The 13,107-nt window shown below is 43.7% G+C and carries 10 protein-coding genes; 7 read left to right on the plus strand and 3 right to left on the minus strand.

Going from position 1 to position 13,107, the window contains the following annotated elements; genetic code table 11:
• Positions 1–20 precede the first annotated feature (20 nt).
• The 6 genes from ACED45_RS06710 to ACED45_RS06735 all read left to right on the plus strand — a co-directional run bounded on the left by ACED45_RS06710 (position 21) and on the right by ACED45_RS06735 (position 6,918).
• Positions 21–371 carry an MFS transporter gene (locus tag ACED45_RS06710; protein ID WP_371713574.1) on the plus strand — a complete coding sequence of 117 codons (351 nt, stop codon included), beginning with the start codon at positions 21–23 and terminating at the stop codon, positions 369–371.
• Positions 365–1,588, plus strand: a complete 1,224-nt coding sequence (locus ACED45_RS06715; protein WP_371713575.1) for an HlyD family secretion protein — start codon at positions 365–367, stop codon at positions 1,586–1,588. Before ACED45_RS06710 ends, ACED45_RS06715 begins: the two co-directional genes overlap by 7 nt.
• 789 nt (positions 1,589–2,377) lie before the next feature.
• Positions 2,378–3,616, plus strand: a complete 1,239-nt coding sequence (gene codB, locus ACED45_RS06720; RefSeq protein WP_371713576.1) for a cytosine permease — start codon at positions 2,378–2,380, stop codon at positions 3,614–3,616.
• A 9-nt stretch (positions 3,617–3,625) separates the two neighbouring features.
• Positions 3,626–4,903, plus strand: coding sequence for a cytosine deaminase (locus ACED45_RS06725; protein ID WP_371713577.1), 1,278 nt, complete (start codon positions 3,626–3,628; stop codon positions 4,901–4,903).
• A gap of 361 nt (positions 4,904–5,264) precedes the next feature.
• Complete coding sequence (gene cspE / locus ACED45_RS06730) at positions 5,265–5,477, plus strand: transcription antiterminator/RNA stability regulator CspE (RefSeq protein WP_004730009.1); 213 nt, start codon at positions 5,265–5,267, stop codon at positions 5,475–5,477.
• A 424-nt stretch (positions 5,478–5,901) separates the two neighbouring features.
• Complete coding sequence (locus tag ACED45_RS06735) at positions 5,902–6,918, plus strand: GGDEF domain-containing protein (RefSeq protein WP_060981653.1); 1,017 nt, start codon at positions 5,902–5,904, stop codon at positions 6,916–6,918.
• 185 nt (positions 6,919–7,103) lie between these two features.
• Here ACED45_RS06735 and ACED45_RS06740 read toward each other — a convergent pair whose 3' ends face one another.
• Positions 7,104–7,700: a hypothetical protein gene (locus ACED45_RS06740; RefSeq protein WP_146492743.1), complete on the minus strand. Its 597-nt coding sequence runs from the start codon at positions 7,698–7,700 to the stop codon at positions 7,104–7,106.
• A 169-nt stretch (positions 7,701–7,869) separates the two neighbouring features.
• On the opposite strand from ACED45_RS06740, the gene ACED45_RS06745 reads away from it, so the two are divergent.
• Positions 7,870–9,399 carry a DUF3612 domain-containing protein gene (locus ACED45_RS06745; protein WP_371713578.1) on the plus strand — a complete coding sequence of 510 codons (1,530 nt, stop codon included), beginning with the start codon at positions 7,870–7,872 and terminating at the stop codon, positions 9,397–9,399.
• Between the two features lie 532 nt (positions 9,400–9,931).
• On the opposite strand, the gene ACED45_RS06750 is transcribed toward ACED45_RS06745, so the two are convergent.
• The gene (locus ACED45_RS06750) at positions 9,932–11,560 is read right to left on the minus strand and encodes a DEAD/DEAH box helicase (protein WP_371713579.1); all 1,629 of its coding nucleotides are present in this window, start codon (positions 11,558–11,560) and stop codon (positions 9,932–9,934) included.
• Positions 11,561–11,723: 163 nt separating this feature from the next.
• The gene (locus ACED45_RS06755; RefSeq protein ID WP_371713580.1) at positions 11,724–13,079 is read right to left on the minus strand and encodes a diguanylate cyclase domain-containing protein; all 1,356 of its coding nucleotides are present in this window, start codon (positions 13,077–13,079) and stop codon (positions 11,724–11,726) included.
• Between the last annotated feature and the right edge of the window lie 28 nt (positions 13,080–13,107).

The raw sequence follows: 13,107 nt of genomic DNA on the forward strand, positions 1-13,107 counted from the left end.
ATTTAACCTAGGGTATATCAATGAGTTTAGTTAGTGTCCCATTTGTCGGAACCGGCGCAGATACCGCACTACACGTAGTTGCAGGCGTAGTGTTGGTCGCAACCATCGCTGCTGCATGTTACGGCTTCTGGCGTGTACATGAATTACCAATCAATAAAGCTCACAGTAAAGATCATCATCAGCTCGGTTTGATTACCGCATTAACATGGATTGGTTTCGTATGGCACTGGGTATGGGTACTAGCAGTAATTTTGGCCTTCGTTGATATGGAAAAAGCCATCATCAATCTAAGAGACACATGGAAGTCACCGACAACAACCAAGGAGCAAACAACTTCCGATAAGCAAGATGAGGAGAGCCAAACATGTTAGAAGGCTTGGCAATTTGGGCACTGTTCATTTACCTACTCAGACTTGTTGGTATGCCTTGGAACAAAGGCACAAAGGCGTTTGCGTACCTAGGGGGTACATCTTGGTTGCTGTTTGTATGGGTTGGCCTACTCAACTTTACTCCGATGGATCTATCCGGAGGCTCAGTGGTTCAGTCTCCACATATTCAGCTGCGTCCAGATTCAACTAATGTGTCGGGAAAAACTTCCAAAGTCCACATCGACCCGAACCAGGATGTAACTGAAGGACAGCTAATTTACGAAATTGATGACACCAAATATGTCATCGCAAGAGACAAAGCCAGCGTTCAACTTGAGTCTGCAGAGGTCGCTTTAGACACAGCTCGCCAAGAAGTGAGCATTGCTAAAGTTAGCTATCGCTCAGCGCTAGAAGACATCAAAGCTTCAATTGCACAAATAGAGTCAGCGAAAACCGATTTAGTACTGCAATCTAAAACGCTTGATCGTTACCAGAAGCAAAACAGTGTCGTACAACACACAATCACTGAAACTGACATCGACCAACAAACGGCAAAGGTAGATTTGGCGACTCACAATGTGACTACGTTAGAATCTCAACTGAGCAAGAAAGAAGTCGATGCAGAAAACGCGAAACTCGACATTCACAAAGCCGAAACTAACGTTAGCAAACAACAAACAGAAGTGGATTCAGCGAAAGCAACCTTGGCTCAAGCACAATGGGATCTTAACAGCACCAAAGTCACGGCACCGACTGACGGCTTTGTAACGAACTTTATTCTTCGTGAAGGTCAGCGCGTTTCAATGATGCCTCGTATTCAAATGTACACCGAAGAGAAGTACGTGCTAATGCGAGTTAACCACCAAGCGATTCGTAATATTAAGGTCGGCCAACCAGCAGAATTTGCGACGGCGGTTTACCCTGGCAAGATATTCTCGGCAACCGTAGAAGGTATTGTTGAGGCGACGGGTGAAGCACAGGCGAGCTTGCTCGGTATCGATGAACAGGTGCGTGTCACCACAGGTCGGAACCTTCAGAACAAGCACCACTTTGTACGTTTAAAGATCGATGAAACAGAAGGCTACGATATTCCTGTTGGTTCTGTCGGGTTAGCGTGGGTAAGTGGTGAGAAACCGATTAGCTTCATGGCGTTCCTAGATGTAATACGCGGGATCATCATTAGAATGAAGTCTCAGCTGTACTTCTTTTACTCTATCTAATATGCCTGATAAGCAAAACAAGACAAAGCCCGTGCGATCTCAAATCGCACGGGCTTTTTTGGTTGCTTGCACAAAATTCCATATTTTTAGGCGTAGGAAGAGTCCATAGAAGGCAAAGAACTCAGAGACACGCTGTGCTCGCCTTTCTTCTTATCTCATCTCATCTCATCTCATCTCATCTCATCGCGACACTAGATCATCAACACCTAGATCACCCAACACTATCATTAAATTGCAAATCGCAATTGCATAATGCGACAGGATAATTCTAAAACGCGAATAAAACACCCAAATACGCACCAAATTGCTATTAAACAGCCTATATTCGAGGTTTTAAAAGTTGGCACGCTACCTGCAATGTATAAATCGACCCTTCTTAAGCCGAGGGTCACCTAGCCAACTGACGTTGTTAGTGAACCTTATTCTTGTTCACAAAATATATAAGCCAATTGCGGTTATTGCGATTGGCTATTTTTTTGCCTGCCGTTTGGCTAACCGCCCATCTCTCGATACAGACACCCATTCAATCGCATAACAATCAACATTCATAGCCAACTATCGATAGCAGATACCCAACACGCTATGGAAAACGTTTTCTATTTATTTTCATGAAATAAATGGAGAAAATAACCCTATGTTTTACAAGACATTTAAGATGATAACTAATTCTCAAGCGCCTTTATTGACAAAATTAGCATTGACTATGTGATTTATATCACCATAATGCGCACGTTTGCCTGCAATACGGCGACCGTTAATTTTAATTTTGATCATTTGCGGAGGTAAAAAATGGCTGCTGATAATAACTACAGTCTAGGGCCGGTTCCTACATCGGCTAGGAAAGGAGTCGCTTCACTCACCATGGTAATGCTTGGACTCACTTTCTTCTCTGCAAGTATGTGGACAGGTGGTTCACTCGGGACAGGCCTCTCATTCAATGATTTCTTCCTCGCCGTTCTCATCGGTAACCTAATTCTTGGTATTTACACTTCTTTTCTTGGCTACATCGGCTCATCTACTGGCCTCTCCACTCACCTCCTAGCTCGTTTCTCTTTCGGTACCAAAGGCTCATGGCTTCCTTCTGCTCTACTTGGTGGTACACAAGTAGGTTGGTTTGGCGTCGGTGTAGCAATGTTCGCAATTCCGGTACAGAAAGCCACAGGCATTGATACCAACACTTTGATTATTGTGTCAGGTCTTTTGATGACGGGTACGGTGTACTTCGGTATTAAAGCGCTAATGGTGCTTTCAGCGATTGCTGTTCCAGCGATTGCTATTCTAGGTGGTTACTCAGTGTTGACTGCGGTAGACAGCGTTGGCGGACTAGAACAGCTACAACTGATTGAGCCAGAAACTCCAATGGACTTTTCAATGGCCTTAGCAATGGTTGTAGGTTCATTTGTTAGTGCGGGTACGCTAACGGCCGATTTTGTTCGCTTTGGTAAAAAGCCAGCAAGCGCAGTATTGATTACTATGGTTGCATTCTTCATCGGTAACTCGCTGATGTTTATCTTCGGCGCAGCCGGCGCAGCAGCGACAGGCCAATCAGACATTTCAGATGTGATGATTGCACAAGGACTACTGCTTCCAGCGATCATCGTGCTTGGCTTGAACATCTGGACAACCAATGAAAACGCACTTTATGCATCTGGCCTTGGTCTATCTAACATTACTGGTCGCTCAAGTACTACAATGTCTATCATTAACGGCATCATCGGTACGATTTTCGCGCTTTGGTTGTACAACAACTTCGTAGGTTGGTTAACCTTCCTATCGTTGGCGATTCCACCAATGGGTGGCGTAATCATCGCTGACTTCTTCGCAAACCGTAAACGTTACAAAGATTTTGCAAATGCAGAGTTCCAAACCGTTAATTGGGCTGGCATTATCGCGGTAGCAACAGGCGTAGCCGCTGGTCACTTCCTTCCTGGCGTTGTTCCTTTGAACGCAGTGTTAGGTGGTGCAATCAGTTACCTCGTGCTTAATCCTCTATTGAACAAAAAAGCTCTGAAATCTCAGGCCGCTTAAGGACACACTATGACAACCTTATTAATCAAGAACGCGAAACTTCAAGACCAAGAGGGCTTGAAACAGATTCTGATTGAAAATGGTCAATTTTCTCGCATTCTCGATAATGACGCACAAATCAATCATCAAGGTGACATCCTTGATGCTGAAGGTGGCATTGCAGTTACACCGTTCTGTGAACCGCACATTCACCTAGATACCACTCAAACCGCTGGTGAGCCTAACTGGAATATCTCTGGCACTTTGTTTGAAGGTATTGAGCGTTGGGCTGAGCGTAAAGAACTGCTATCAATTGAAGACGTAAAATCGCGTGCGAAGCAAACACTGAAATGGCAGATCGCTAACGGTGTTCAACACGTGCGTACTCACGTTGACGTATCTGATCCAACGTTAGTTGCGTTAAGAGCGATGGTTGAAGTTCGTGAAGAGATGAAAGAGTGGGTCAACATTCAGATCGTCGCATTCCCTCAAGAAGGCATTCTTTCATACCCGAACGGCAAAGAGTTGCTTGAAGAAGCAGTGAAGATCGGCGCTGACGTTATCGGTGCTATCCCACACTTTGAATTCACTCGCGAATACGGTGTTGAATCGCTGCATTATGTATTTGAACTTGCACGTAAATACAACTGCTTGATCGACGTTCACTGTGATGAAATCGACGACGAGCAATCTCGTTTTGTTGAGACACTTGCAGCCCTTGCTCATAAATTTGAAATGGGCGAAAAGGTCACCGCTAGCCACACTACTGCGATGGGTTCATACAACGGTGCTTATGCCTCTCGCCTATTCCGTCTATTGAAGATGTCTGGTATCAACTTTGTTGCGAACCCGTTAGTGAACATTCACTTACAGGGTCGCTTTGATGATTATCCAAAACGTCGTGGCGTGACACGAGTTAAAGAGATGCTAGCGGCAAACATCAATGTGTGTTTCGGCCACGATGATGTGTTTGACCCATGGTACCCACTAGGTACAGCGAACATGCTTCAGGTACTACATATGGGGCTGCATGTAACACAAGTGATGGGCTACGACCAAATCAACAACTCGCTTGATCTGATCAGTAATAACTCCGCTCGCACGCTGAACATCCAAGACAACTACGGTATTGAAGAAGGTAAGCCTGGTAGCCTACTGATTCTTCCTGCTGACAATGGCTTTGATGCAGTACGTCGCCAGGTACCAGTGCAGTACTCTGTGCGTCACGGTAAGGTGATTGCAGAGACTCAACCAGCTAGAACAAAAATTAACTTAGATCAGACTGAAGATATCAACTTTAAGCGTTAATATCGTCTATACTAATCATGAAAAGGAGGCTTAGGCTTCCTTTTCAGTTTGTCATGGCGCGTAACTTTATAAAACCATCAGCTATTTTAGGTAGTTTTTGTTAACCAGCACAACATGACAAAAAAACTCGCTGATTTCTCAATCAATGAGTGTACAACAGGAAAGACTGTGTTAACATGCACTCGCTCTGTTAGCCGGAGTTATTTAAGTTAGATGAATAGTAAAAAATGACATGTAAAATCGTTACCCGTTTTTGTAAGTAGTTTTTCCTTATTTCTTAGCAATATTAAATAATTCAATTATCAGCGCATTGCAGTAATGCAATCAACAATTTAGAAAATTTATGAATAAGGGACAAATTATGTCTAACACAAATACTGGCACTGTAAAATGGTTTAACGAAGAGAAAGGTTTCGGTTTCATTTCTCAAGACAACGGCGGTGCTGACGTATTCGTACACTTCCGTGCAATCGCTTCTGAAGGCTTCAAAACTCTGAAAGAAGGCCAAAAGGTTTCTTTCGAAGTTGAAAACGGTCAAAAAGGCCTACAAGCAGCAAACGTTGTTGCTCAATAATTAGCTTTTAGCTAAAAAGAATTTTAAAGCGCTGATTTTTATCGGCGCTTTTTTGTATCTGTCGAAAAGTTTTCGACACTCCCTTTCCGTTGATAACTTCCTCTACCACACTCTTCAATCTCTAGCCCCCTATTTCAAACAACTACACTTTTACTCATCAATTTAGAGCGTCATTTTCTGAAATCATTGCTAAGCTTTAGTGTTGATATTTACATCGCTGATACAAAGTGAATAACCAAAAATATGTTTAAAGAACAACCCATTAGATCTTACATATGAATACGCAATCGATATTCATAATAAAAATGAGTTATTTATCCAATCCTCATCCATTAATCATATAATTTTTAAAGCAAATACCTGCGAAATCCGCTAACCTTGTCGACAAGTGGCTTTAGTTATTTTGGTATCTGCAGTAAAAATAATGAACAAAGACGAATTTCAGAAATCCACCGCAAATCTAAAAAAAGCGGTGCCTCTTATGATGAAAAACAGGGTGTCTACTACACCTGCAAATTACGCACTTTGGTACACCTATGTCGATAACGCTATCCCACAGCTGACTCAAGACATGGACGGTGTTTTAGAACACTACGGTATTTGCCCTCCAGCCGTTGGTGAGCAGCTATATAACAATTATGTTGCGAGCAAATCCGAAACAAATATCAATGACCTTCGCGCTAATTTGGAACTGTTAGTTTCTGAAGTTTCGAATTCGATGAACGACACCCTGACCGACACCTCTGCATTTTCTGACATGATCGATAAAAGCTTTGAAGATTTAGCTCGTGTTGATAATGAAAGTTTATCGATCGATGAAGTTATGTCTTTGGTTCGTCAACTGGTTTCTGAATCACGTCACATTCGTCACTCCACTCAGTTTTTAAACTCTCAGCTAAACTCTGCAACGTCAGAAATCACCAAGCTTAAAAGCCAACTGGTAGAAGTTCAGAAAGATGCACTCTTTGATAGCACTACGACACTCTATAACCGACGCTCTTTCGATCGAGATATGGAAACCTTGTGCGAAGCGCAGCAATCTTTGTGTTTGATTCTTCTCGATATCGACCATTTTAAAAACTTCAACGACACCTATGGCCACTTGTTTGGCGATATGGTTCTTAAAGGAATTGCTCGTAAGCTGAAGCTAAGTTGCCGAGAAGGTATCTCTGCTTATCGATTTGGCGGTGAGGAGTTCGCACTCATAGTGCCAAACAAGTCTTTGCGTATTGCCCGTCAGCTCGCAGATACCAATCGTCGATCTCTTGAAAAGCTGTCAATTAAAGATCGCCGCAGTGGTGAACAAGTCGGCAGCATCACCGCATCGTTTGGGGTTGCTGAACTTGAACCCGGCGAATCAGCACAATCGTTGATCGAACGTGCAGATAAACTGCTTTACGAAGCAAAATCACTTGGTCGCAATCGAGTCATGCCTCTTTAGCTTTATCACTGACACGACTTAACTAAAGGCAGTGAAGCATTCATCGACATACGTTTAAAAAGAACAACAAAAAGCCCCCAGGACTAACTAGTACGTTAATCTTGGCGGCTTTTGTTCAGCTATAAGTATTGACTTATTACTTACAGGGTTAAAACTCTACAGCGAGCTGAACCTACTTTGTGACACTAAAGCTGATAGCAGTAATTCAAGCAGTAATCTTCGCCACTCTTTGCTCTGAACTCTTTATCTTCGCTACATGCCTTTGGTTTACCTTTTGAATCACCTTGAATCAAGCTGATCCAGTGGCGCATAGCTGCGATAGTCTCTTCGCGCATTGTAGTCGTAGCTTCCATTGGTGATTGGCCGAATGTGGTGCATGATTCTAACTGAATATCATCAATCTCCACCAACTCGATGCAACCCGTCCCTTTATGGCAACCAAACATCACCTCTAAGTGGCTGCCACTGCCATCTCGGAATAAGATTGAGTCTGGGTCATTCTTCTCCCCCATGTACGCTACAAACTGTTTAGGGTGCTTTAGGCCACTATGCTGGCCATCTTTAAAGTAAGCCATGATATGACGGTAATCGACTACATAGCTGGTTACGTCTTGGTGTGAGCCATTCTCTAGTGGGAATAGTCGATCAAGCAGCTGTTTTGCTTTAACTTGCTTCTCAGTTTGCTGGTTGGCACTGATTGTCTCCACGGCAAAGACAGCTTCAGCGATAAATGGCTTTGATTGTTTTTGGATTTCTGTTTTATCGAATGTCAGCATATTCATAGTCTTTCCCTCTTGACCAGTCCGGTGAAACTCACCGATTTCTACAGCGAAAATGTGTCCTAGAGCAATTATTCCAAACTAACGTTTAATTTATTTGTCATTTTGTGAATTGCTTAGTTTGTAGATTAGCGCTTTTTTACATACAATTTCACAACAAAAATTTTACAATGTGAATTTTACAAATATGGCCTTGTCAAAAAGTTTAGTTCGTCAGTCACATTTCCTAGGTACGAAAATACGTAACCTTCGAAAACGTAACCATTTAACGATGGAAGAGCTGTCTGCGCGCTGTATTAGGATCAACCCAGAATACGCACCTTCCGTTTCTTACCTTTCAATGATTGAGCGTGGAAAGCGGGTCCCAAGCATCGATATGCTAGAAGTGATTGCCCAGGTCTTTCAGAAAAACCCAACGTGGTTCCTCGACGATGAATCGGAACAACAAGCCATTGCACCTGATAAAGGAAATCGGGGTGGAATAAGTGGCATGGCACTCGAACCGAGCTTCCTTTTTTCCAACGACATTCTTCAAATCGCGATTCCTGAGATGCTTTCGCAAACGGGAATCTCCGGTCGCCAATTTGCGCATCTATTGATTCGGGCACACCAAGAGAGCAACCAGAACCACTTCCCTGACCTTGAGCGAGCTGCAGAAGAAGTTGGTCTAAAACGTCTTAACCTCAGCGTAGAAGACCTCATAGACATCGCTAGAAGCCTAGGAATCAACATCCGCTGGGTTACACGGACACCTCAAGACGTAGTCGACGAGCTAGGAATTAATGCCAAGCAACTGGTTACTTCATTTTTTGAGCCTCCCGGTACTATCTTCTTAAACGAAATTCTCAAGGAATACCCAACTCGTCTAAAATACGACCTCTCGGTTTATATCGGCCATTGCATTCTGCACAGCAAAGAGGGGCTAAAAAGTGTGTTGTCGGTAGGTAACAACAATACATGGGACGACAACCAAGTTTCAGGCTCTTCTCAGCTGAACTCTCAAGACATTCTTCAAGCATGGCGTGACTTCGAATCTAGCTTCTTTGCCGGAGCACTGCTGTGTCCGAAAGTCCCATTTAGACAGTTACTCGACCGCACTGGTTACGAAATCGACGTTCACAAAAGAGCAGGGGTTTCCCCCTCTGTTGCAATGCGCCGAATGACAGTAGTATCGCCCTACCCTCACTGGCATTACTTTGATGCTTACGGGCCTGGGAAGCTCAAGGCGGTATACCGCGGGAACGGGATTCCACTGCCTTGGGGAAATATGAGAACGGTCGCTGATCCATGTCAACATTGGGCTGTGTTCCGTCGATTATCGGAGCCTCGAGCGGGAAGCTCGGCTCAAATCTCCATTTTAAATGTGGGAGACGAGCCAAGAATCTACTGCTGTGAATCCATCAATATGACGGATCCCGCGGGTAACAATCGTGTGTTGTGTGCTGGTATAGATCTCAACCCTGCGATTGATGCTCAAGGCGGTAATTCAAGAGACATAGCAGAGCAGCTAAAAGCATCATGTGTTAACAACGGTGGCTCTGTGGCAATCCCGCGCAACATCAAGAAAGATCTCACGACAATAGCCAAGATTCTAAATATAAATTGGATTGAACGTGGGATAGAGACAGAGGCAAGGCTTATCTGCTCCAGAGGTGGAGAATGCCCTCGCCAACCAAGCTGTTATTCGAAGTGTGGTGAGTAAAGAAGTAATAACAAAAAATAGAACCTAAAATTCAGGCAAAAAAAAACCAATCACAATAAGGGTGATTGGTCATATATTTTGTGTGAACAAAAAAGGTTCACTAACAACGTCAGTTGGCTAGGTGACCCTCGGCTTAAGAAGGGTCACCATTACTAATGCAGTATGCGTGCCAACTTTTAAAACACGTATTTACTACGCATCTGGACACGTATTGTTCGTAAATGCTTATTTGTTTTGCAAACTGAAATTGCAAATTGCAAAATCCAACAAAAACGCTAGTGATTATGTTGTTATTAATAAATCCTTAAAGATTCATTTCCCTTTCCCAAAATGCCGTACTTCCCTTAGGTTCAATCACTTTAAACAGCAATAAACCTCTCCTGAGTTACAAATCAACGCCCATAAAAAAACGCGAACATTGAAATTCAATATTCGCGCTTATTTGAGTTAGATAGCAGAAAGTCCCGAATCAACGAGAACTCTCCTAAAAAGCACTCTCGTTATTGGACCTTTATGATCTATCTAAGAGACTCTACTTCTGAGGAGCTGGCTTAGAGCGGCTTCTAGACGGTGACGGTTTGTTGCCTGTCGGCTTATTTGACGACTTGCTCGGACCGTAGCTACCACCGTAACCAGACTTCTTAGGCTTACCTGCGTTGTTTGGCTTACCTGTACCGGTAGTTTTACCCGCACCGCTTGGCTTGCTCAGAGTGTTCTGAGAACCTGCGTTATTTGCAGCAGGTTTATTGCCCGCATTACCGCGTTTAAAGTTACTGCCATTGTTTCTTACTGATTTATCTTCACCAGTCGCGGCTGAATTGTTTTCAGTCGGCTTCTTTCCAGACGTTGGCTTACGCTTTGGCGCAGATCCATTACCCGCTACATGGCGCTTGTTCTTACCTGCAGGTTTATGTCCACGAGCGTTATCACCAGAGCGTTGACCATCAGCATGCTCACGTGGCTGTTTTGCTTTTTTCGGCTTCTTAGGCTTGATTGGACGTGTATCTAAACGAGATTCTGGTAGCTTGTTTACTGGCGAGAAGCCTTCAAGCTCACGACGCTCTAGTACTTGTTGAATAAGACGTTCAATACCGAACAACTCGCCCACTTCATCAGCACAAACCAGTGAAATCGCTTTACCTACTTCACCAGCGCGGCCAGTACGACCGATACGGTGTACATAGTCTTCTGATACATGTGGAAGATCGAAGTTAACTACTTGGGGCAGTTGTGGGATATCAATACCACGAGCAGCGATATCAGTTGCAACAAGTACTCGTACCTTACCCGTTTTAAAGTTCTCTAAGGCTTTAGTACGTGCACCTTGGCTCTTGTTACCATGAATAGGTGCAGCAGTGATGTCTTGTTCTTCAAGGAAGCGAGCAAGCTTATTCGCGCCGTGTTTCGTCTTGCTGAACACCAACACTTGTCGCCAATCGTTATCTTTGATTAGCTTCGCTAGCATTGCGCTCTTTTTCTTTTTGTCTACTGGGTAGATGCTTTGCTCAACGGTTTTTGCCGTCGAGTTAGCAGGGCTTACTGAAATCTCAACAGGATTGTTAACTAAGCCTTTCGCTAAGCTGCGAATATCATCAGAGAACGTCGCTGAGAACAGTAGGTTCTGACGCTTCTTAGGTAAGAAAGCCAAGATCTTACGGATGTCACGGATGAAGCCCATGTCTAGCATGCGGTCAGCTTCATCTAGCACTAGGATTTCTAGTTGGTCAAAACGCACGGCATTTTGGTTATATAGGTCAAGTAGACGACCCGGTGTCGCCACCAACACATCACTACCTTTACGCAGTTTTTGCATCTGAGGGTTAATCTTCACACCACCAAACACAACCGTAGAGGTAAGCGGTAAGTTAATACCGTACTTCACTACGCTGCCATTTACTTGCGCAGCAAGCTCACGAGTTGGCGTTAACACCAGCGCACGTACTTGGTTCTGACGTACGCGAGGGCCTTTTGACAACATTTCAAGAATAGGTAGCGTGAAGCCTGCAGTTTTACCTGTACCTGTTTGAGCAGCGGCCATCACATCTTTGCCCGTTAGGACAGCTGGCACGGCTTTCTCTTGTATTGGTGATGGCTTATCGTAACCTTGTGCTTCAATAGCTTTAAGGATCGGTTCAGAAAGGCCAAGGGAGGTAAAACTCATAGATTATTTTCTCAGTTGAATAACATTTAGTATGAGCAACACGTTAAAAAATGCGTTGCTTCAGCTTTTGCTCATCAAATACATTGATACGGAGCAAAGCGCGGTATTCTGAGGCTTTTCCCCACATTCAGCAACTAAATTCTAATCGCAGCTCAAATTCAACCTAGATAACTTGACGCTTCTGTTCGTACATTTTTTCATCAGCCGCTTTCAAGAGCGCATCGACATCATTGTAGTTGTTATTATGAATAACCCAACCAACACTAATTCGAAGATAAATAGAGTGCGCCTCGTAAACAACTGGTGCCGCGCACATCGCCTTTCGTAGTTTAGTCACGATCGACGATACGTGTTGATCATCAATGATGCGTGGCAATAAAACTAAGAACTCATCACCGCCTATCCTTGCGACGATATCTGAAACTCGTAGTTCACTCCTAATTCGGTTTGCACACTCGATCAATACCTGATCGCCAGCTGCATGGCCATAAGTGTCATTGATCGCTTTAAACCCATCGAGGTCGATATTTACAACGGCAAACGTTCTCGCTCGCTGTTTTTGAGTAGTTTTAAAGGCCTGCTTGAGGCTATACATAAAGTATCGACGATTCGGTAACATCGTTAGCTCATCATGCATTGAGCGGCTATCTGCAATGCGGTACAGGCGATAAATCGTAAAGAAGGCAAACGCCAGCACTAGCATTATGGAATAACCCACTAGCCTTACCGCTTGGATTCGGTACCAAGGTTCATCCATCAATACATATTCGTTACCAGAAAGAGCAAGGTACCAACCACCATATGGGAAACTTACCTGTTCGGTGGCAAACGCATTATCGAACACATCCTGAGTACCATAAAAGACAGCGCCATCTTTACCTGAACTGTTTTTACCACGTATCGCAAGTTGATACTTGTTCTCGATCTTCCCGATTCCGACATCTTCAAACAGCTCGTCTAAGCCAATAGCAGCGCTAGATACACCCCAGTAATCTTGATTGAAAGGCGGATCTCGGAAGATCGGAGTACGTGTAATAAGGGCTTGCCCTCCTTGAAACAGCTCAAAGGGACCCGCAATAAACGTATTGCCAAGATTACGAGCTATCTCTACAGACTCCCATTGGTTTGGGTGATCGCGATAATTAATACCTAGAACCTGCTCATTACCTTCCAGAGGGTAAACAAAATTTAGAATGTCGTCTTTGGCGAGTCCGATAAGTCGAATATGGAAGCCATCTTGAATGATATTCTCTGCAATCTTATCCCAATTTTTTACCTCTCCATCGGGGTTGATGGTCACTAAGGTCGAGAAATTATTGAGGATATACATATCTGACACGATCGCGGCTTCAATCCGAGAACGAATAATGGATAGTTGCTTTTTTGCCTCTGAATACGATTCGTTTTTAAGAAAAGTTAATTGCTTGGCATGAAAGAACTCAATTGCGCTTACTATCGCAAGAAAAAAAAGAAAAGATACTACTCTGGCAGACCACTGCTTGCTAGAACCACTTGGCATTTACGAACCTCTAACACTATTGTTCTAT

It is taken from the genome of Vibrio crassostreae (assembly GCF_041439375.1).
In the GTDB taxonomy this organism is placed as follows: Bacteria; Pseudomonadota; Gammaproteobacteria; order Enterobacterales; family Vibrionaceae; genus Vibrio; species Vibrio crassostreae_D.

Bases quoted from the DNA above. Each gene is read 5' to 3' on its own strand.
- ACED45_RS06735 (WP_060981653.1), top strand. From the start codon at position 5,902: ATGAACAAAGACGAATTTCAGAAATCCACCGCAAATCTAAAAAAAGCG.
- codB (WP_371713576.1), top strand. From the start codon at position 2,378: ATGGCTGCTGATAATAACTACAGTCTAGGGCCGGTTCCTACATCGGCT.
- ACED45_RS06725 (WP_371713577.1), top strand. From the start codon at position 3,626: ATGACAACCTTATTAATCAAGAACGCGAAACTTCAAGACCAAGAGGGC.
- ACED45_RS06740 (WP_146492743.1), bottom strand. From the start codon at position 7,700: ATGAATATGCTGACATTCGATAAAACAGAAATCCAAAAACAATCAAAG.
- cspE (WP_004730009.1), top strand. From the start codon at position 5,265: ATGTCTAACACAAATACTGGCACTGTAAAATGGTTTAACGAAGAGAAA.
- ACED45_RS06755 (WP_371713580.1), bottom strand. From the start codon at position 13,079: ATGCCAAGTGGTTCTAGCAAGCAGTGGTCTGCCAGAGTAGTATCTTTT.
- ACED45_RS06715 (WP_371713575.1), top strand. From the start codon at position 365: ATGTTAGAAGGCTTGGCAATTTGGGCACTGTTCATTTACCTACTCAGA.
- ACED45_RS06750 (WP_371713579.1), bottom strand. From the start codon at position 11,560: ATGAGTTTTACCTCCCTTGGCCTTTCTGAACCGATCCTTAAAGCTATT.
- ACED45_RS06710 (WP_371713574.1), top strand. From the start codon at position 21: ATGAGTTTAGTTAGTGTCCCATTTGTCGGAACCGGCGCAGATACCGCA.